Source organism: Mariniflexile sp. (assembly GCF_052728615.1).
In genome coordinates this window covers 1-18441 of the sequence record NZ_JBFVFE010000071.1, presented here as the reverse complement: position 1 = coordinate 18441, position 18441 = coordinate 1, and the positions used below count along the sequence as shown (strand labels likewise).

The following is an 18441-nucleotide window of genomic DNA, read 5'->3' as shown; positions in this document are numbered from 1 at the left end:
AAAGATGATAAATTACAATTAAAACGCAATGGAATCAGTACTTTCGAAGTGCGATTTAAGTGCCTATACCTATTATATTATTTAATGGGAAACCTAAACGCCTATACCAGTAAAAGAATTTAAAATTAAAACCTAGAAGTAATGATTTTGAAGAAATAGAGTTTGATTTATCTTCCATAAAATTTAAGTACAATCTCTATTTTTTAATCGAAGAATTGGATGGCTATAGATTACGAATAGATTCGTTTTCTTTTTCAAACTAACTGCTTTATATTAAAACTAGTCATTAATTCATGTTTTTTGTATTGGGGTTATGTCATTATTAGAGATGTGGTTTGTTTTGCATAAACCATAGGGTGAAAAAATAAAAGTCTTAAGAATAAATTAAAAATGAACAAAAAATTAGATCAACAAGCGGCAGATAATATTAGAGCATTAGCTGTAGCGATGGTAGAAAAAGCGAATTCAGGACACCCAGGAGACCCCATGGGCGGTGCAGATTATATGCATATTTTATATTCTGAGTTCTTCAATTTCGATCCAACCGATATGGAGTGGGCTTTTAGAGACCGCTTTTTTATGGATGCTGGCCATTTGTCTACATTAATGTATGCGCAGTATTATCTTCTAGGAAATTATGAGAAAAATGATGTTGCTAATTTTAGACAATGGGGTTCAATCACACCAGGTCATCCAGAAGTAGATGTTAAAAGAGGTATTGAAAATACGTCGGGTCCATTAGGACAGGGTCACCGAATTGGTCTCGCTTGAGATGGTTTTATATGATTTTATATGATATCATATAAAATATAAAACCCTGTAAACCATAAATTTACAGGGTTTTTGGTGGGTTTTGATACCCAATAGGTGGAGTCGGGATATCCTGACGAAGCGCAGTTAAAAGGACTAATAAATAGTGGATTACCAGTTTATGGAATGCAAGGGGTTGGTAAAGGCAAGGACTCTGAAGGTTCTGATTGGATAATCAAAACACTTCAAGAAGAGGATGAGCGTCCACTATGGATTTCTGTTTGGGAGGTGTCAACACTTTAGCTCAAGCGCTTTATAAAATTGAGGCAACAAAAACTAAAAAAGAAGCGATTCAAGGGTTTAATTACTCATCTACAAGAATTAATACGGATAATAAATTTGAATTTAAATACGGAAGAATTGATATTAGAGCCAGTATGCCATCAGCCACAGGTACTTGGGTTGCCTTTTGGTTATTGAATAAAGATTATTCCGTTCAAAACCCAGCTGCAGAATGGCCCAGTGGAGGCGAAATAGACATTATGGAGTATTTGGGACAGGATAAAAATAAAATATTAGGAACGCCTCATTATGGTTCAGACTTAGCAAATCACAGGTATAATTCAACATATTATACTACTACAAATGAAGGTTTCGATAAAGCATATTATGTGTTTTCATTGGTTTGGGAGGAAGATAAAATAACTTGGTTAGTAAATGATGAAGTGTATAAAACATTTACACCCAACGATACTGGTGGTCAACCTTATCCTTTTAATGATGAGTTTTACTTGCTAATAAGTTTGTCTGTTGGTGGTAATTTGCCAGTGTCACCCATACCCACTGAGTATTCGGCATTTTTAATTGTGGATTTTATAAGGGTTTTTCAAGCTATATAGCCTGATTTATTACGTATTGATATAAAAGTGTTTTTTGTTTAATTTTTATATTATATTTTAAGGATTGCTATTTTATTATCAAGTTAAAGGTTAAAACCCTGCTCCCGATAGCTATCGGGATTCATTGCAGTTACTTTAGTTTCTATAAATGTTTTAGCCACGTCCCGATAGTTATCGGGAACACAAATAATCATGTGTTTTTCCCTATACTTTATCGGCTATTTCACGAAGCAGACTTTCAGTCTGCCAATATAAAACTATGGATTTCCAATCCATAGTAGGTTATTTTTGTTATGACAATTAAAATTAATAGCACTTCCTAAGATTTCTAATTTAATATTCTTTTCAGAAATTCGAATTTGTAACTGTCCTGTTTTTAGGGAAGCCGACCTTTAACAGTATGGGGTTTTAAAGACAATGAATCTTGGATTCCTTACAGCACCGATTTAAATCACCCAGGGAACGACTGGCCGTTACTATATGATAATAATTTTGAAATCAAAAGCGCCCATACAGGATTTTTGGAAGGACTGGATTGAACGCATTTAAACCAGTTCATTGGCTTAAAAATCAAGAGGTCGTCTAAAAAACAATTTTAGGCGATTTTCTTTTTAGGTGTTTTTCAGGTTTTAGTTTTGCTTTTGGAAATTTTGTTGCATTGTTATGAAAAAGGAAAACAGCAATTTTTATAAATTTTCCAAAAACCGCCAATCGTTAATGCCCTGCGCAATATTCAATCAAGAAAAACCGATTCCAATTCATTTCCAAAATCTTGCATGGAAACCCCTGTTAGATTGGTTAAAACGGCAATCACCAATTCCTCTTCAGGATAGATGGCAAGTAGGGTAGAAGCACCAACGCCCCCACCCGTATGATAATATTTTGACGTGCCTTTTTTAGAGTGTTCCACCGCAAATCCAATGCCGTAACCCGTATTTTTACCCGTTAATAAATGTTGCGAGGTAACAATTTGTGAAAGGGATTCCTTTGAAACTATTTTCGGAAATATAATCTCGTTTCCAAATTTTATCAAATCTTCTGAAGTAGATAAAAAACCACCGCCAGCTACTTTAAATTCATTGCTAACAGCAGATGCCAACACGGGCTTTTTCAAGAAGGAAGATCTATAAAATTGGGTCCTATTTGGCACTAGGGCATCCGAAACATCTATCATGGAATGTTCCATTTTCAAAGGTTTAAAAATAGTATCGTTCACAAACGTATCAAAAGGAATGTTGGTCGCTTTTTGCATCACTTCGCTTAAAAGTACAAACCCAAAGGTGGTATAATTATATCGCGAACCGGGTTCAAACAAAAGCGAATCGTTTTTGAACAAATCCAATCCTTCTGTGATGCTCATTTTTTTGTTATAAGTATATTCAGCATGGTCTTTGTAATGCCTGATGCCTGATAAATTTCCACCCAATTGCCTCACGGTAAGATCGTATTTGTATTTTGGATAATCAGGTACATATTTATAGATGCTGGAATCTAAATCAATCCATTTGTCTTCTGCCAATTTAGCCAGAGCAAGTGCGGTAATGGATTTGGAAACACTGGCAATTCTAAAAATGGTTTCGTCTGGCGCTACCCGTGTTCTTGGTTTTTTATTGGAAAATCCGAATCCTTGGGACCAAATGAGTTCCCCGTGTTGTGATACGGAAATGGACATGCCCATAATACCTTGCTTTTTTAAAAACTTTTTAGCCAGCTTTGTGGCAGCACGTATTTTAAGTTGACTTGGGGTTTCAACAGCTTGACTAAACCCCACAGCACCCAATAATAGCATTAAGCACGCAATAATTCGCTTCATTTAAAAATTACTTGTATAATAAGTAGTTTGCTCGTGTTGCTTTAAACCTTTCCAAGCCTTTTTGCCATGACGATTTGATATCGGTTTCTGATACACCTGCCTCAATTTGTTGTTGGAGCTTTTTAGTGCCCGCTAATTTAGTAAAAAAGGCATTGAAGAATTCCGATTGATTTTCAGTAGCCTGATACGCATGGATCAGGTAGCTTAAATCCAATCCGTTTAAGGTCTTGACCTTAGATAAATCCATGCCATAACATACTCTTCCTTGGTATAAAGGCCATTTGGCGCCTTCATTGGGTTGTGGTGTAAAGGTATAGGTGTATTTGGTTTTGTTTAAAAACGGACTTCCAAAAACCTGAAATTGCTTGTCGGTGCCCCGGCCCACACTTACATTGGCGCCTTCAAAAAAGCACAAACTAGGATATAAATTAATTGATTTGTCGTTTGGTAAATTCGGACTCGGTTTTATGGGTAGACTGTACCTCATTTGATGGGTATAATTTTTAACAGGAATCACTTTTAATTCACATTGAATCCCATTTTTCAACCATTTTTCACCGTTTATCATGTTTGCATATTCACCAATGGTCATGCCATGGGCCACGGGAATAGGGTGCATACCAACAAAACTCTTGTTTTCCATTTCTAAAATGGGACCATCAATATACTGACCGTTTGGGTTTGGTCTGTCCAAAATAATTAACGGGATATTTGCTTCTGCGCATGCTTCCATCACATAATGCAGCGTGGAAATGTAGGTGTAAAAACGAACGCCCACATCCTGCAAATCAAAAAGCATAACGTCCATATTTTTAAGTTGTTCCGGTTTCGGTTTTTTATTATCGCCGTAAAGCGAAATAATAGGTACACCTGTTTTGGTATCGATACCATCTTTAATATGCTCGCCAGCATCGGCAGTTCCCCTAAAACCATGTTCGGGTGCAAAAACATTCACTACGTTTATTTTTAATGATAGCAATGAATCTACTAAATGCACATACCCGTCATTGCGAGACTTGGTAGAAGTCGTGGCAATCTGTTTGTCTGGTTGCTTAAATATGACACTCGTTTGATTCGCCACCACACCAACCCGTTTCCCTTTCAATAAGGGCACATACCCTTCTGTTTGGTTTGCACCAACTGTAATGGTTGGTTGTTGGGTGTTTGTTGTTTGTTGTTGGTTTTCGGCCATCGGTCTCCCAGCTTCGGTTTCCCGTCCACCTTCATCCTTTTTCGAAAAGTTCCCACAAGAAACCATTACATAAACAATCCCGAAAATTATCGGGAATAAAACTGTATTTTTGACAACATTAAACCACATCATAGAATTTGAATTACGAGTATTTTATAGCTAAACGCATTATTGGTAGTAAAGCGTATAAAAGTAGTATATCGGCACCAATAATAAAAATCGGTATTGCCGCCATAGCCATTGGCATTGTGGTTATGATGGTTGCCATTGCTACGGGCATTGGTTTGCAGCAAAAAATACGTGATAAGGTGGTGGCCTTCAATGGGCATGTAACCATTTCAAATTATGATAGCAATACCTCACAGGAAAGCGTAGTTCCCATATCTAAAAACCAAGAGTTTTATCCAGATTTTAAAGCAGTGGAAGGCGTGAGACATGTACAAGCGGTGGCGTCAAAATTCGGAGTGATCCGCACCGAAACCGACTTTGAAGGGGCCTATTTAAAAGGCGTTGGGGCCGATTACGATTGGGACTATTTTGAGGAATTTTTGGTAAAAGGCAAGCTCCCCGATTATATAAAAGACCGAAATGAAGATGTATTGATCTCGCAATATTTAGCAAATCGTTTAGGGTTTAAAGTAGGCGAATCGTTCCAAATGGTATTCCCGAAAGACGATGCCGATAAACTGCCTAACATACTAACTTATAACATTGTAGGCATTTACAATTCTGGGTTTCAAGATTTGGATGCCCAATATGTAATAGGCGATATTCGGCACATCCAACGTATTAATAATTGGGAAAACGACCAAATTGGCAATTTTGAAGTCTTCATAAACGATTATGACGCGCTTCCACAAAAGGGCATTGAAATATACCAAAACATACCTTCAACACTAAACTCACAAACCATAACCGATAAATACGCATCCATTTTCGAGTGGATAAGCATTTTCGATAAAAACATTTACGGCATTATAGGCATTATGATATTGGTAGCGGGCATCAACATGATAACCGCTTTACTCGTTCTCATACTTGAGCGCACCCAAATGATAGGCATTCTAAAAGCCTTGGGAAGCAACAATTGGAGCATCCGTAAACTGTTTTTATACAACGCCTCGTACCTCATTATCTTAGGCTTGTTCTGGGGAAACATCATCGGTTTAGGTCTGCTTTTTGCCCAAAAGTATTTTAAACTCTTTCCGCTAGATCCCAGCGTGTATTACGTAACCGAAGCGCCAGTTTACATCAGTTTCACCTATATAATCGCATTAAACATCGGCACCCTCATCCTGTGTTTGCTCATGCTTTTAGTGCCATCGTACATCGTCACCAAAATATCGCCGGTAAAAGCTATTAGGTTCGAGTAGTTGAAAATTTTTATAGTTTTTTGGGTGTTACCCTCTCGATAGTTATCAGGACGGGTCGGGCATGTAGTTTATCTAGAGCGAAGTCGAAAGGTTGCAATCTTTTTAAAACGTCATTGCGAGGCAACAGATAAAAAAATTTATCAAGCGATATTGTTGACAATTAAATAGAATTTGAAACTGAAAATTTGAAGATATGGATTGTCCCCTAAAGGGGACTTTAGGGGTGCTTTTAAAATTTAAGTGATATTTAAATATTTGAAAATCAAATATATAAAATACTTGTCAATGGTAGGAGGCACGACGAAACAATCTGCCAATTTCTAGTTCTGTCCAAAATTTATTTACCCATGTTTTTAAAAAGGATTTCCGCTACAAATGCGAAGCATTCACGATTTCAAAATTTAACAATAAAATGGATGAGCAATCCCTAACGCGCATACATCGAATATTTTGGTTTTTTTTTTGGAAGGTTCGTTTAACGGTCTTGGCTGTAAGTAGTTGCGTGGTTTAGCACTTAACTCTGAAAGTAAACAACAAGCTGAAAATCCGCAAGGATTTTCAGAAGTAAGCGAGAACAAGCAATTACTTATAGCCATTGTGTGTAGTTATTTTTTATTCAAAGATTTTAAAAATTCGTTTGCTGTCATTACAGGTAATAACGACTTTTTAAAGTCCTTTCCATTTCTTGTTATTATAATTTTACAGTCCGATTCGGTTGCACTAAAATATTGCAAAGCATCCTCAAAATCATTTATTGAAGAATTAAGCCCCTTTTCAATAGTCTGTTCGCCTAAAGAACATATTTCGCTAATTATTTTGAATTTTCGTAGCTTCTCTCTCGCAATTTTTGGATTCTCAAATTTTGAAAGAAAATAGTTTACTGTTGCGAATGAAATAGGGGAAACAACCATTGTTAATTTTTCTTTTTCCGCTAACGTTGCAATTTTCGCAATCGGTTCATAAAAAGGTTTTCGTTCTCCTAAAAAGTCCAACATTATATTTGTGTCTATAAAAATCCTTTTTCTCATTTATACTTATCCATTAAATAATCAGAATACTCTTTTTTGTGGTCCAAATCAACTGGGATTTCATTTCCTGTTGCGATGCTTCTTATGAAAGGTGAAATCTCAAATTCAGCGGTGTCATTTTCGGAAGTCAAGGATTGTAAATAGGCTTCAACAATTCGAGATAAGCTTATTTTTTTGTTGGAAGCATATTTCTTTGCTTTCTCAATAATTCTTTGATTAAGCTTTAAAGTCAACTTTGTGTCCATAATATTTATTTTGTACGTACAAATATATAAAAATAATCCGTACTATTTAATTTTGTGATGATTTTTCTTGGTAAGGACAAATTACACCCAACTATTAAGATATGGTCAGTTTAAATTGACTATATAGACAGTTAAACGAAGTTATAATTTTTTTCTGATAAGTAAAGTAAAAAAATCACAACACCAACAATCCATTATCCCTTAATTGGTTAATAGGTTTCGAAAACCAAAACAGTTCAAAATCTTCAAAATGGGTTTCAAAATCTTTTTTCAGCTCTGAAAATGATGGCAATGTTGTGCTAGTTACACTAAAGGAATCCAATCTATTCAAAAACCAAGTGCCTTTATCTTTATCTAAAGTAATATCTAAAACAGAAGTAGTATTATGAAACGTGAGTTTTAGCGAATAAAACGTGTTGCCGCGTTTGGTTTTAAAATGTTCCGTTACCAATGGTTTGGTGCCCAACCACATAATTTTTGCCGTTGGTTTTATGCTGAAATTCGTTTCGATTTCCAAACAATGGTATATAAAATCTGGTTGTATAGTGGGTTTCGGGATTTTAAAATCGAACCAATCCTGTAATGGAAGTTCCAAACCAATACCGTGCATAAAATTAAAAAGCGACTTTTTTAACCCAAGACTAAACTGGTTGTGGTCAATGCCCGTGGTATCGGTAAATTCCACATCATTATTGGCAAACGTAATAGGTTTGGTGTTTGGGATGATATGATAATCTGATGGATTTAACCCAATGGGGCTATGCGCCGTTAAAGCAAACTGGTGCCAAAACCCCGATTGCAACACGCCAATTTCGAACAACTGACGCACCATTTCTAAACTATCAACCGTTTCTTGAACTGTTTGTGTGGGGTAGCCATACATTAAATAAGCATGCACCATCATGTTGGATTCGGTAAAATTGCGGGTTACTTGTGCCACTTGTGCTACCGTAACACCTTTGTCAATAAGTGCCAACAATCTATCGGAAGCCACTTCCAATCCACCAGAAACGGCCATACAACCAGAGGCTTTTAGCAGTTGGCACAAATCTTTGGTGAAGTTTTTTTCAAACCGAATGTTGGTCCACCACGTAACGGTAAGTTGGCGTTTTAAAATTTCTAAGGCAAGGGCTTTCATAAGGGCAGGAGGTGCTGCCTCATCCACAAAATGGAAACCTGTTTCGCCTGTTTGTTCAATAAGTTGTTCCATTCTGTCTACCAATAATTTGGCAGCAATGGGTTCGTAAATTTTTATGTAATCCAATGAAATATCGCAAAAGGTGCATTTCCCCCAATAGCAACCGTGCGCCATGGTGAGTTTGTTCCAACGGCCATCGCTCCATAAACTGTGCATGGGGTTCGCAATTTCTATAACTGAAATATAATCGGTTAACAATAAATCGGAATAATCTGGTGTACCTAGTTCACTTTGTTTGTAGTCTGGTTTGGAGCTGTTGTTTTTATAAACAACGGTATCGTTTTCTAAAAGAAAGGTGCGTTTATACTCCCCTCCTTTGGAAGGATTGGGGAAGGCTAATAGTTCGATTGGTAACTCGCCATCGTCCAAGGTGATAAAATCGAAAAACCCAAATACCCTAATGTCCGTTACGGACCGTAATTCAGTATTCGGAAATCCGCCACCCATAGCAATTTTAATTTCTGGATAGTTGGTTTTTATGTACTGTGCACAACGGAACGCGCTGTATAAATTCCCCGGAAAGGGGACCGAAAAACACACCAATTTGGGTTGAACGGTTTGTAATTTTTCTTCAAGAATTTTTAAGGTTATACCATCAATATATGTTGGTTCTGACTCTAACTGCTCATATAACTCATCAAACGCATTGGCACTTTGCCCCAACCGTTCAGCATAGCGACTAAAACCAAAATTAGCATCGATACATTCCACAATAAAATCGGATAGATCTTCAAGATATAAAGTGGCCAAATGTTTCGCTTTATCTTGCATGCCCATAGAGCCGAATGCCCAATCCAAGTTGTCCAACTGATTAAAACGTGATGCTTGCGGAAGAAAATTATCTGAGCAAATATGTCTGGCAAAGGTTGGTTTTTTGCCCTGTAAAAACGCCATGACATCATCTAAAGGCTGTAAATAGGCATTTTTTAAAGTGTAGATTCTTTGTGAATTTTCAGAAACAATGCGGTTGTTATTAAAAGCATTTTTAAAAATATCTTGAAATGTTTTTTTTGAAAATAGTTCTAAAATGACTTCTATGCCCAAATCCATTTGAAAGGAACTGATGTTTTTGGTGTTTAAAAAACCTTTCAAATAGCATGTGGCAGGGTAGGGTGTGTTTAATTGCGTGAATGGAGGCGTTATGAGTAGGAGGTCTTTCAAAATGCTACATGGATTATGGTAACAAATATAGTTGAAAAGATGAAGTGTTGGTGGGCAAGGTGGTTTCTAAGTTAGAAATGCCTTTAGCTTTTTTCTTTTGGATATGGGTAACGCCTCATTTTCAATAGCTAATTTTAAATGTTCTTGATTTTTCTCTTTTGAAAAAAACAAGTTGAAAAATTGAAAGGTCGTCAAGCTGTTTTGGGCTTTTTCAATCAATTTAAGTTCGTCTCCGTTTTTAACGAAGCCTTCTTCCAAAACCCTGGTGTAAGTTCCTGGATAGCCATGATTAATGAATTGTTTTAATACATTTTGTGTTCCGAATTTCACTCCAAATTTAAAACAAGGTTCGCGGGGTTGGGTAATTTGTACCAAAGCGTTGCCAATTTTATAGATATCACCAATGTAAATTTGGGTTTCGTCCAAATTTTTTACGGTCAAGTTTTCACCAAACATACCATAATCCCAATCTAAATGGGGATAAAGTTTTTTCCAATACGGATACTGATTTTCAGAAAACAGATAACACGCTTTAAATTCGCCACCATGATGTTTTCGGTCTGATACTTCGTCGCCTTCAACAGTTTCTTTTCCCAAATAAATAGGTTGATTGGTTGGGGTTTTGTAAATGCCCGTAATGACCTGTTGACCGTTAAAAATAATGGTGGTTGGTTTTGCTATATTGGTGGATAGGATTTGCATGGTTTAAAAGTAATGAAATAGGATTAAATTTAAAATCACTAATACAGTGTTTAAAAATATAACTTATTTTTACGAAAACAGATTTGTTTTTTTGGAAGTTGTAAAGAAATTAAGCAATGAGCTGCCTTTTTTTTAAAGAAATTGAAGCTTTAAAAATTGGATTTGACAAACAAAGATCTTTTTCAAAAGAAGTGGAACATTAGGTTTTTCAAAAAACTTTCGGATGATTGTGTAACTAAATCATTCATAGAAACTAAAGTAATTACAATGTTCCGAATTATTGGGAGCAGCATTTCAACCTTTAACCAGACTATAATACACTAATTGCAACATATCTTCTAATCATTGCTTCATAAATGTTTATTTCTTTTTCTAAAAGGAAGTAATTTTATAACGTAAAAAACCACAAATGAATTCAAAGAAAGCCTTATCAAAATTTTCAAAAATAGCATTAATCTTTATTTTTATCTTTTTAAAAACCCCTGATGCTTTTTCCCAAAAAAATCATTCAATGGCACATGAAAACAATGCTGTGGAATCTAAAATAGATAGCATCATATCCTTATTGACATTAGAGGAAAAAGTAGATATGTGCCATGCACAATCCAAATTCAGTACCAAAGGGGTAGAAAGACTGGGGATACCAGAAATATGGATGTCCGATGGACCGCATGGTGTAAGGGCTGAAATAAGTTGGGACTCTTGGGATTTTGCTGGATGGACCAATGATTCCATCACTGCTTTTCCTGCGCTTACCTGTTTAGCCGCAACTTTCAATCCAGAATTATCAGGAGCATTTGGATATAGCTTGGGGGAAGAAGCCAGATACCGAAAAAAAGATGTTTTATTGGGTCCCGGAGTTAATATTTACAGAACACCCCTTAACGGAAGAAATTTTGAATATATGGGCGAAGATCCTTTTTTAGCCTCAAAAATGGTGGTGCCTTATATAAAAGGGGTTCAAAAAAACGGGGTTGCCGCTTGTGTTAAACACTATGCACTTAACAACCAAGAACTATGGCGTAACCAAGTGAACGTTGAAGTAAGCGACCGGGCCCTTTATGAAATATATTTGCCAGCCTTTAAAGCAGCGGTAATTGATGGCGGCGTTTGGTCTTTAATGGGTGCCTATAATAAATTTAGGGGGCAATATTGCTGCCATAACGAACTCTTGTTGAACAAAATCTTAAAGAAAGATTGGGGTTTTGACGGGGTTGTAGTGAGCGATTGGAGCGGGGCGCATAATACCTATGAATCTGCCATGTTCGGCCTTGATATTGAAATGGGAACAGGTACCGATGGGCTGGGTTCAACAACAGCCAACCATTACGACCATTATTATTTGGCAACGCCTTTTTTAAAATCATTAAAGGCAGGTGATATTGATGAATCTGTTGTAAACGATAAAGTTAGAAGGATCCTAAGGTTAATGTATAGAACCAACATGAGTTCTAACCGTCCGCTAGGTAGAAAAAACAATCAAGAACACCATGATGTGGCCCGCAAAGTGGCTACTGAAGGTATTGTTTTACTTAAAAACAAGAACAATTTCTTCCCTATAAAAGATGAAAATATAACCATTGCCGTAATAGGGGAAAATGCCACCAGATCGATGACCGCAGGTGGCGGCTCTTCTGAATTAAAACCCCAATTTGAAATTTCGCCTTTAGAAGGGTTGAAAATGCGTTATAAAAACGCCACTATTGTTCATTCGATGGGCTATGCCACTGGCCCCTCTGTTTATGATGCGGTTATTCCATCAAAACTTGATGCCGATTCCTTAAGGGTTGAAGCCATAAAGGTTGCAAAAAACGCCGATATTGTTTTGTTTTTTGGAGGTTTGAACAAAAGCCACCTTCAAGATTGTGAAGGTGCTGATAGAGAACAGTTTAATTTGCCTTTTGGCCAGGATGAACTGCTTAACGATATTTTAAGGGTCAATAAAAATGTAGGCTATATTTTAGTGAGTGGAAATGCCGTGGAAATGCCGTGGCTTAATTCCATAAATGGCGTTATACAAACTTGGTATCTGGGGAGCATGGCGGGATATGCCATTGCAGACGTAATAAGCGGTGATGTTAACCCTTCGGGAAAATTGCCTTTTTCGTTCCCTGTTAAATTACAGGACAATGCCGCCCATTCGTTTGGGGAATTATCATATCCTGGGAAAGATTACAACCAAGTTTATAAAGAAGATATATTGGTAGGCTACAGATGGCACGATACTAAAAAGATTGCACCTCTTTATGCCTTTGGGCATGGTTTGTCATATACTTCTTTCAATATAACAGATATCAAAGTAGATAAAAAAGCATATACACCGCAAGATAAAATCAAGCTTACTTGCCAAGTTACAAACACTGGTGATCTGGAAGGGGCCGAAGTTGTTCAAGTATATATTGGGAAACAAAAATCTAAAGTAAAAAGAGCTTTGAAAGAATTGAAGGGGTTTCAAAAAATCAATTTAAAAAGCGGTGGGCAAAAAGCGGTTGAAATCACTATCGATGCTGCAAATCTTGCTTTTTATGACGAATCCATTTCCGACTGGAACCTTGAAAAAGGGGATTATATCATCTACGTAGGCAATGCGTCAAATAATATTGCTGAAACCATAAAAGTCAACATCAAATAATTTAAAAAGCAAGTTTTTAGATGCTAATTTAAAAGCAACTCCACGTATGTCCTTTATTTTTGATTTTTGGGACCTGGCTTCTATTTGTCCAGACTTAAAGTAGCCATAATAGGATAATGATCGGAATAATGCTGATTATAAGCTTTAAAACCATTGACATAAAATGCTTTGTCGGCTAGAACAAAATCAATTCTTACGGGAAAAAATTTAAAATCGTAAGTACGTCCAAAACCATTTCCAGCTTCATTAAAAGTATCGTTCAGATCGCCTTTAATCTTTCTGTAAACATAGGAATACGCCGTGTTATTAAAATCGCCGGAAACAATCATTTTATAAGGACATTGCTCTTTGTGCGACACTAAAATTTCAGATTGGAACTGTTGCCTTTTAAAAGTCTTTTCCACTTGTTTAAAAAGGCGTGAGGTCCCTTCTTTTTTTAGTTTTTCCACATCGGTATCAATCTTTAACGATTGCAAGTGGATGTTATAAACCCTAATCGTGTCTTTACCCTTTACAACATCGGCAAATATGGCGTTATTGGCGGTATTAGGAAACTCCAAAGATCCAGAATTTATAATGGGAAACTTGGACAAAATGACCTGTCCGTTTTGAATTTTATTTCCTGAAATTTTTTCAAACTTATATTTAAAAACGGATAAGTTTATTTTTGGGTCGGGACGATAATCTTGAATACATAAAATATCAGGGGCTTCCGTTTTTATGAAATCAACTATTTTGGCATCGATATGTTTCTCAGGAATCCAGTCATAGAGGTTAAACAACCTCACGTTGTAATTCATGACCTTAAAATTGTTGGGGCTTTCTACTTTTTTTGAAGAAGTAAACTTGTATAACGAACCAAAAACCATCTGCCCTATTATAAGTGCCACTAACGACATTAATAGCTGCCATTTTAACCTGACCAACCAATAAAAGCAGAATATTACATTGAACAAAATTAAAATGGGTACGCTTAAACTGAGTACGGATAATACCGAAAAAGCTCTTGGTGGTAAAAAAGGCAAAGCAAATGAGAACAACAGCACAAGCGCTACCACAATATTGATGATGTAGATAACTTTATTTATGGTGCTTAGTTGTTTCATGTTTTTTGATGACAAATGACGGAATACTATTGTTTATAATCTATTTTAAATTATTGATTAAGGATACCATTATGTCCATTGCCTAATTATTTATTTTCCGGTCAACAAATCCTGTCTCCCGTCTATTCTCTATTTTCTATTTTCTCCCGTCTTCCCTATTTCCCTGCCCTAAACAAAAATTCTTTTTCTTCGGCAGTTAAACTATCGTAGCCGCTTTTGCTGATTTTATCCAAAATGACATCAATTTTCTTTTGATTGGTAAACTCATCAAAATCGGATTTGGTATAACCGTCCACCTTACCTTTGTTTTTATGCACCGTTTTTAACGGCCCTTTTTTTGACGGTTTAAAAAGTTTAGCAAAAAAATCAAGCATCTGTTCAAAACCTCTTCCAATATCATCGCCTTTCAACAATTGTTTTGCATAGAAATAGCCTAACAGCGCGCCTCCTAAGTGTGCCAGATTTCCGCCGGCATTCCCATTAACGGGGTCTTGTATGCCAGCAATGAGCCCGATTACATCCAATATGACAATAGCTAAACCAATGTGCCAAAATTTAATATTGAAGGTAAAAAACCGCACCTCTTGGTTTGGCATGTACACACATAAAAAAATCAATAAAGCCCTTACCGCTGCCGATGCGCCAACCAAAGTAGCATTGGACCCAAATACACTGGGCAGTAAGGTATAGAACAGCATAAATAGCAGCCCGCCAGACATGGCCCCCAGAAAATAAATATTCAACGCTGTTTTTACACTGAATAAATTTAAAAACATACGTCCAATGACGTACAACCAGAGCATATTGAAAAGAATGTGAAAAAAGTCGTAATGGAGAAACGCATAGGTAATAAGGGCCCAAGGTTTTAGAATAAACTTAGTAAAATCGCTTGGTAGTTCCAACCAACCCATACCAGATTTAAAAAGCAGTCCTATGGCAAAAACAAGCACATTTAAGGCAATGATCTTTTCTAAGGCGTTTAAGCTTCGAAGCTTATATTTTATGTTGTTTGTTACACTCATTAATCCCAACGATTATTATTAAATTGATTTTTTTTCCAATACCACATGATGAAAAATCCGATCAATGCGCCCCCAACGTGTGCCATATATGCCGTATTGCTCGGACTGAAAAACGACTGCCCTGTAACCCCGGAAACCAAATCTAAGATAATGATTCCTGGGATAAAGTATTTTGCTTTTATTGGAATAGGCAAAAATATAAGCATCAATTCCGCATTGGGGTTCATCACACCAAATGCTGCCAAAATTCCCATAATACAACCAGAAGCACCCACCATGGACGCATAATAGATCTGATTAAAACCGGGGCCAATTGCTTTAAAAACTTTTCCTTCTTTAAGAATTTCAATAATTTGTTCGTGGGTAAATCCCAAATCCATTGCTTGCGTTTCCATAGATAGATATTGAAAATAATAATACCCAACTTGTAACGCCACAGCCCCTAAACCAGCAGAAAAGTAAATAAATAAAAAGCGTTTTGAGCCTAAAGCCTGCTCTACGGGTGTGCCAAACATCCATAACACGAACATATTAAACAAAAGATGCATTATACTGCCGTGCATAAACATGTGGGTGATGATTTGCCAATATCTGAATGATTCGTTTTCAGGAAAATACATAGCAAACCATTCGTAAAACAAAACCCCGCCCCCAATGGTTAAAGTACCAATAAACATGAGTACGTTAATGATTATTAAATGCTTTACAGTATCAGAAATTCGCATCATATTCTATATAAATTTTTTATCTAATTCGTCAACACTCATGGTAATAAATGTTGTTCTGTTAGTTGGTGAAACATTGGGTTCTTTACATGCGAACAGCTTATTTACCAAATGCTCCTGCTCGTCTTTTTGCAATGAATGCCCTCTTTTTATTGCTAAACTTTTCGCCATCGATTTTGCCAATAAATCGGTCGCACTAAAATGGCTATCGGGCACTTCATTCTCCACATCACCAATTAATTGTTCCAAAATAATGGACACTTCACTTTCTGGAACCATTACGGGAACACCAATAATTTCAACCGATTCTTCCGTAAGGTTTGAAAACACAAAACCCGTATGTTCCAAATCTTCTTTCAACTGATTGATGATTTCAATTTCTTGAGTTGAAAAATGCAATTGAAGCGGGAATAACAATTGCTGACTCACGCCTTGCTTGATGGTTAAGTTATTAAGAAAATCTTCATACAAAATACGTTGGTGAGCCCGATGCTGATCAATGACCAACATGCCCGATTTAATGGTGCTTACAATGTATTTATTATGCAGTTGATAGGTGGTTTTGGTCTGTTCTATTTTATTGGTATCGTTAAAAGCAGATAGGGTTGTTTCTTCACTTTCAAAATGAACCTCGCTGAAACCGTGCTCAGTTTTTGTGCCTTTCGATTCCAATCCCACATACAAACTATCCCAATTGTTCAAAGTTTGCTTTTTAAATGCGGTGGTTTGTTTCCCGGAACTGTAATTTTCCTTAAACGGATTAAAACTTCTATCTACCTCAATAACTGGCGAATTGGTTTCTTTATTGCTGAAATGATAAGGGGTATCTAAATTGGCATCGCGCTCAAAATCGAGCACGGGTGCTATATTAAATTGGCCCAAACTATGTTTTACTGCCGAACGCAACAAGGCATATAAGGTATGTTCGTCATCAAACTTAATTTCCGTTTTAGTGGGATGGATATTGATGTCGATGGTCTGTGGATTGACTTTTAAGTTCAAAAAATAACTGGGGTGGTTTCCGGTTTTAAGCAAACCATCAAAGGCTGAAGCAATGGCATGGTTTAAATACGGACTTTTAATAAACCGATCGTTCACAAAAAAATATTGCTCGCCCCTGGTTTTTTTGGCAAACTCCGGTTTTCCCACAAAACCCGAAATATCCAACACCTCGGTTTCTTCTTCAACAGGCACCAATTTTTCATTGGTTTTGTTTCCGAAGATATTCACAATACGCTGTCTGTAATTACTAATGGCTAGATTAAACGTTTCGCTTCCGTTGTTATAAAAAGCAAAACTAATATTGGGATGCGCTAAGGCAACACGGTGGAACTCGTCAATAACATGGCGCAATTCCACCGCATTGGATTTTAAAAAATTACGGCGCGCCGGAATATTGAAGAAAAGATTTTTTACAGAAATGGAGGTGCCTTTTGGCGTTACAACAACCTCTTGCGACACCACATTGCTTCCTTCTATAACAATGGCGTTACCCACATCATCATGCTCTTGCTTTGTTTTTAACTCTACATGGGCAATGGCGGCAATGCTTGCCAAGGCTTCCCCACGAAAGCCTTTGGTGTGCAGGTGGAATAAATCGTCCGCACTACGGATTTTGGAGGTGGCATGGCGCTCAAAACTTAAACGCGCATCGGTAACGCTCATTCCTTTTCCGTTATCAATTACCTGAACCAGGGTTTTGCCTGCGTCTTTTATAATGAGTTTAATAATGGTGGCATCGGCATCAATGGCGTTTTCCAATAGCTCTTTGACCACCGAAGCTGGGCGTTGTACAACTTCACCAGCGGCAATTTGATTTGCAACATGATCGGGCAAAAGCTGTATAATGTCTGCCATAAATTATTTAGAAAAGAATATAGATAAATCGAATTCAATGATAAAAAGAAACAGCAAAACAAGCACCGCCACAATAATTAAAACGCGTCTATTGGTTTGTTTATCCGGGTTGTTCTTTAAATCGTCCCAAGCATTTACCATTTTGGTTTTCAATCCTGTATTTGCACCCACTGTTTTCCGGAAATCGTCAAATTTATGTTTGATTTCAAACGGATTCCCTTCGCCTTTATCATCAAAATAACGAGGTGTATAACTAAATTTTTTGTTTTTGCGCACTTTTAAAAGTCCCATAATTTATAAGTTTTAATTACATGTATTTTTTATCCAATAAATACATACAAATCAATAATAATACCAAAACTATGATAAGCGTTCGTGCAGACATGACGCCTTTTACTTTGACGCTTCTTTCACTGTTGCGTTTCCATTTAGAAATAAAATCCATTTTTTTTGCTTCATTGGAATCAGCATCCTTTTCGTTTTCTTTTGAAGAAACGGAGCGATGCTTAAAGGTTCTATTCTTGTTTGGGTTTAACAAAGTCTATGAATACGTAATCTTCAAAAATACTTAAAAATAGGCAGAAACAAGGGAAAGAATTACTAAAAAAGAAGTTAAAATTCCAAAAAAAAAGAAAACCCAGATTCCAAATGCAACTTCAAGGATTTACGATTTTTGAATTACGATTGACGATTTGTGATTTACGAATGGGACTGCGACTGAAAACACGAAAGGAAATT

General features: G+C 36.6%; 17 protein-coding genes and 1 pseudogene. 6 read left to right on the top strand and 12 right to left on the bottom strand.

Translation table 11 applies throughout. From position 1 onward, the window contains the following. The first annotated feature begins 390 nt into the window (after positions 1 to 390). From ACU1LP_RS17480 to ACU1LP_RS17465, 4 genes and pseudogenes are all read left to right on the top strand, one after another. Positions 391 to 771 carry a hypothetical protein gene (locus ACU1LP_RS17480; RefSeq protein WP_445734145.1) on the top strand — a complete coding sequence of 127 codons (381 nt, stop codon included), beginning with the start codon at positions 391 to 393 and terminating at the stop codon, positions 769 to 771. 96 nt (positions 772 to 867) lie between these two features. Beyond that, entirely contained in the window at positions 868 to 1053 is a 186-nt protein-coding gene (locus tag ACU1LP_RS17475) for a nucleoside hydrolase-like domain-containing protein (RefSeq protein ID WP_445734144.1), read from the top strand. Beyond that, the gene (locus tag ACU1LP_RS17470; RefSeq protein WP_445734143.1) at positions 1020 to 1649 is read left to right on the top strand and encodes a glycoside hydrolase family 16 protein; all 630 of its coding nucleotides are present in this window, start codon (positions 1020 to 1022) and stop codon (positions 1647 to 1649) included. The genes ACU1LP_RS17475 and ACU1LP_RS17470 overlap by 34 nt, the downstream gene beginning before the upstream one ends. A 404-nt stretch (positions 1650 to 2053) precedes the next feature. Next, positions 2054 to 2188: pseudogene (locus ACU1LP_RS17465) on the top strand (hypothetical protein); the annotation flags it as partial. Positions 2189 to 2382: 194 nt separating this feature from the next. Here the strand turns inward: ACU1LP_RS17465 and ACU1LP_RS17460 are convergent. Together ACU1LP_RS17460 and ACU1LP_RS17455 are read right to left on the bottom strand one after the other, a co-directional pair. Further along, positions 2383 to 3462, bottom strand: a complete 1080-nt coding sequence (locus ACU1LP_RS17460; protein WP_445734142.1) for a serine hydrolase domain-containing protein — start codon at positions 3460 to 3462, stop codon at positions 2383 to 2385. A 7-nt stretch (positions 3463 to 3469) separates the two neighbouring features. After that, positions 3470 to 4783 (bottom strand): exo-beta-N-acetylmuramidase NamZ family protein, encoded by a 1314-nt coding sequence (locus tag ACU1LP_RS17455; RefSeq protein WP_445732526.1) that lies wholly within the window; start codon positions 4781 to 4783, stop codon positions 3470 to 3472. A gap of 8 nt (positions 4784 to 4791) precedes the next feature. On the opposite strand from ACU1LP_RS17455, the gene ACU1LP_RS17450 reads away from it, so the two are divergent. Next, complete coding sequence (locus tag ACU1LP_RS17450) at positions 4792 to 6027, top strand: ABC transporter permease (protein ID WP_445736914.1); 1236 nt, start codon at positions 4792 to 4794, stop codon at positions 6025 to 6027. 605 nt (positions 6028 to 6632) lie between these two features. On the opposite strand, the gene ACU1LP_RS17445 is transcribed toward ACU1LP_RS17450, so the two are convergent. The 4 genes from ACU1LP_RS17445 to ACU1LP_RS17430 all read right to left on the bottom strand — a co-directional run bounded on the left by ACU1LP_RS17445 (position 6633) and on the right by ACU1LP_RS17430 (position 10361). Next, positions 6633 to 7055: a type II toxin-antitoxin system VapC family toxin gene (locus tag ACU1LP_RS17445; RefSeq protein WP_445732522.1), complete on the bottom strand. Its 423-nt coding sequence runs from the start codon at positions 7053 to 7055 to the stop codon at positions 6633 to 6635. Next, positions 7052 to 7300, bottom strand: coding sequence for a DUF6364 family protein (locus ACU1LP_RS17440; protein WP_445732521.1), 249 nt, complete (start codon positions 7298 to 7300; stop codon positions 7052 to 7054). The genes ACU1LP_RS17445 and ACU1LP_RS17440 overlap by 4 nt, the downstream gene beginning before the upstream one ends. A gap of 175 nt (positions 7301 to 7475) precedes the next feature. Next, a complete protein-coding gene (locus ACU1LP_RS17435; protein ID WP_445736913.1) occupies positions 7476 to 9659 on the bottom strand; it encodes a B12-binding domain-containing radical SAM protein in 2184 nt (727 codons plus the stop codon). Positions 9660 to 9725: 66 nt separating this feature from the next. After that, positions 9726 to 10361: an MOSC domain-containing protein gene (locus ACU1LP_RS17430; RefSeq protein WP_445732419.1), complete on the bottom strand. Its 636-nt coding sequence runs from the start codon at positions 10359 to 10361 to the stop codon at positions 9726 to 9728. A 409-nt stretch (positions 10362 to 10770) separates the two neighbouring features. Here ACU1LP_RS17430 and ACU1LP_RS17425 point away from each other — a divergent pair, with 409 nt between their 5' ends. Beyond that, the gene (locus tag ACU1LP_RS17425) at positions 10771 to 12993 is read left to right on the top strand and encodes a beta-glucosidase (protein WP_445736912.1); all 2223 of its coding nucleotides are present in this window, start codon (positions 10771 to 10773) and stop codon (positions 12991 to 12993) included. 80 nt (positions 12994 to 13073) lie between these two features. Here ACU1LP_RS17425 and ACU1LP_RS17420 read toward each other — a convergent pair whose 3' ends face one another. From ACU1LP_RS17420 to ACU1LP_RS17395, 6 genes are all read right to left on the bottom strand, one after another. Continuing rightward, entirely contained in the window at positions 13074 to 14099 is a 1026-nt protein-coding gene (locus ACU1LP_RS17420) for an endonuclease/exonuclease/phosphatase family protein (RefSeq protein ID WP_445736911.1), read from the bottom strand. Positions 14100 to 14254: 155 nt separating this feature from the next. Next, on the bottom strand, positions 14255 to 15121 hold the full coding sequence (locus ACU1LP_RS17415) for a rhomboid family intramembrane serine protease (RefSeq protein ID WP_445736910.1): 867 nt from the start codon (positions 15119 to 15121) through the stop codon (positions 14255 to 14257). Next, complete coding sequence (locus ACU1LP_RS17410; protein WP_445736909.1) at positions 15121 to 15849, bottom strand: rhomboid family intramembrane serine protease; 729 nt, start codon at positions 15847 to 15849, stop codon at positions 15121 to 15123. Before ACU1LP_RS17410 ends, ACU1LP_RS17415 begins: the two co-directional genes overlap by 1 nt. A 3-nt stretch (positions 15850 to 15852) precedes the next feature. Further along, positions 15853 to 17703, bottom strand: a complete 1851-nt coding sequence (gene mutL, locus ACU1LP_RS17405) for a DNA mismatch repair endonuclease MutL (protein ID WP_445736908.1) — start codon at positions 17701 to 17703, stop codon at positions 15853 to 15855. 3 nt (positions 17704 to 17706) lie between these two features. Continuing rightward, positions 17707 to 17994, bottom strand: coding sequence for a riboflavin synthase subunit beta (locus tag ACU1LP_RS17400; RefSeq protein ID WP_445734852.1), 288 nt, complete (start codon positions 17992 to 17994; stop codon positions 17707 to 17709). A gap of 16 nt (positions 17995 to 18010) precedes the next feature. Continuing rightward, positions 18011 to 18241 carry a hypothetical protein gene (locus ACU1LP_RS17395; RefSeq protein ID WP_445734851.1) on the bottom strand — a complete coding sequence of 77 codons (231 nt, stop codon included), beginning with the start codon at positions 18239 to 18241 and terminating at the stop codon, positions 18011 to 18013. Positions 18242 to 18441: the final 200 nt, after the last annotated feature.

Excerpts from the sequence above, each read along its gene's own strand:
- ACU1LP_RS17460 (WP_445734142.1), bottom strand. The coding sequence starts at position 3,462 with ATGAAGCGAATTATTGCGTGCTTAATGCTATTATTGGGTGCTGTGGGG.
- ACU1LP_RS17430 (WP_445732419.1), bottom strand. The coding sequence starts at position 10,361 with ATGCAAATCCTATCCACCAATATAGCAAAACCAACCACCATTATTTTT.
- mutL (WP_445736908.1), bottom strand. The coding sequence starts at position 17,703 with ATGGCAGACATTATACAGCTTTTGCCCGATCATGTTGCAAATCAAATT.
- ACU1LP_RS17470 (WP_445734143.1), top strand. The coding sequence starts at position 1,020 with ATGGATTTCTGTTTGGGAGGTGTCAACACTTTAGCTCAAGCGCTTTAT.
- ACU1LP_RS17410 (WP_445736909.1), bottom strand. The coding sequence starts at position 15,849 with ATGATGCGAATTTCTGATACTGTAAAGCATTTAATAATCATTAACGTA.
- ACU1LP_RS17425 (WP_445736912.1), top strand. The coding sequence starts at position 10,771 with ATGAATTCAAAGAAAGCCTTATCAAAATTTTCAAAAATAGCATTAATC.
- ACU1LP_RS17415 (WP_445736910.1), bottom strand. The coding sequence starts at position 15,121 with ATGAGTGTAACAAACAACATAAAATATAAGCTTCGAAGCTTAAACGCC.
- ACU1LP_RS17440 (WP_445732521.1), bottom strand. The coding sequence starts at position 7,300 with ATGGACACAAAGTTGACTTTAAAGCTTAATCAAAGAATTATTGAGAAA.
- ACU1LP_RS17445 (WP_445732522.1), bottom strand. The coding sequence starts at position 7,055 with ATGAGAAAAAGGATTTTTATAGACACAAATATAATGTTGGACTTTTTA.
- ACU1LP_RS17480 (WP_445734145.1), top strand. The coding sequence starts at position 391 with ATGAACAAAAAATTAGATCAACAAGCGGCAGATAATATTAGAGCATTA.
- ACU1LP_RS17455 (WP_445732526.1), bottom strand. The coding sequence starts at position 4,783 with ATGTGGTTTAATGTTGTCAAAAATACAGTTTTATTCCCGATAATTTTC.
- ACU1LP_RS17400 (WP_445734852.1), bottom strand. The coding sequence starts at position 17,994 with ATGGGACTTTTAAAAGTGCGCAAAAACAAAAAATTTAGTTATACACCT.
- ACU1LP_RS17420 (WP_445736911.1), bottom strand. The coding sequence starts at position 14,099 with ATGAAACAACTAAGCACCATAAATAAAGTTATCTACATCATCAATATT.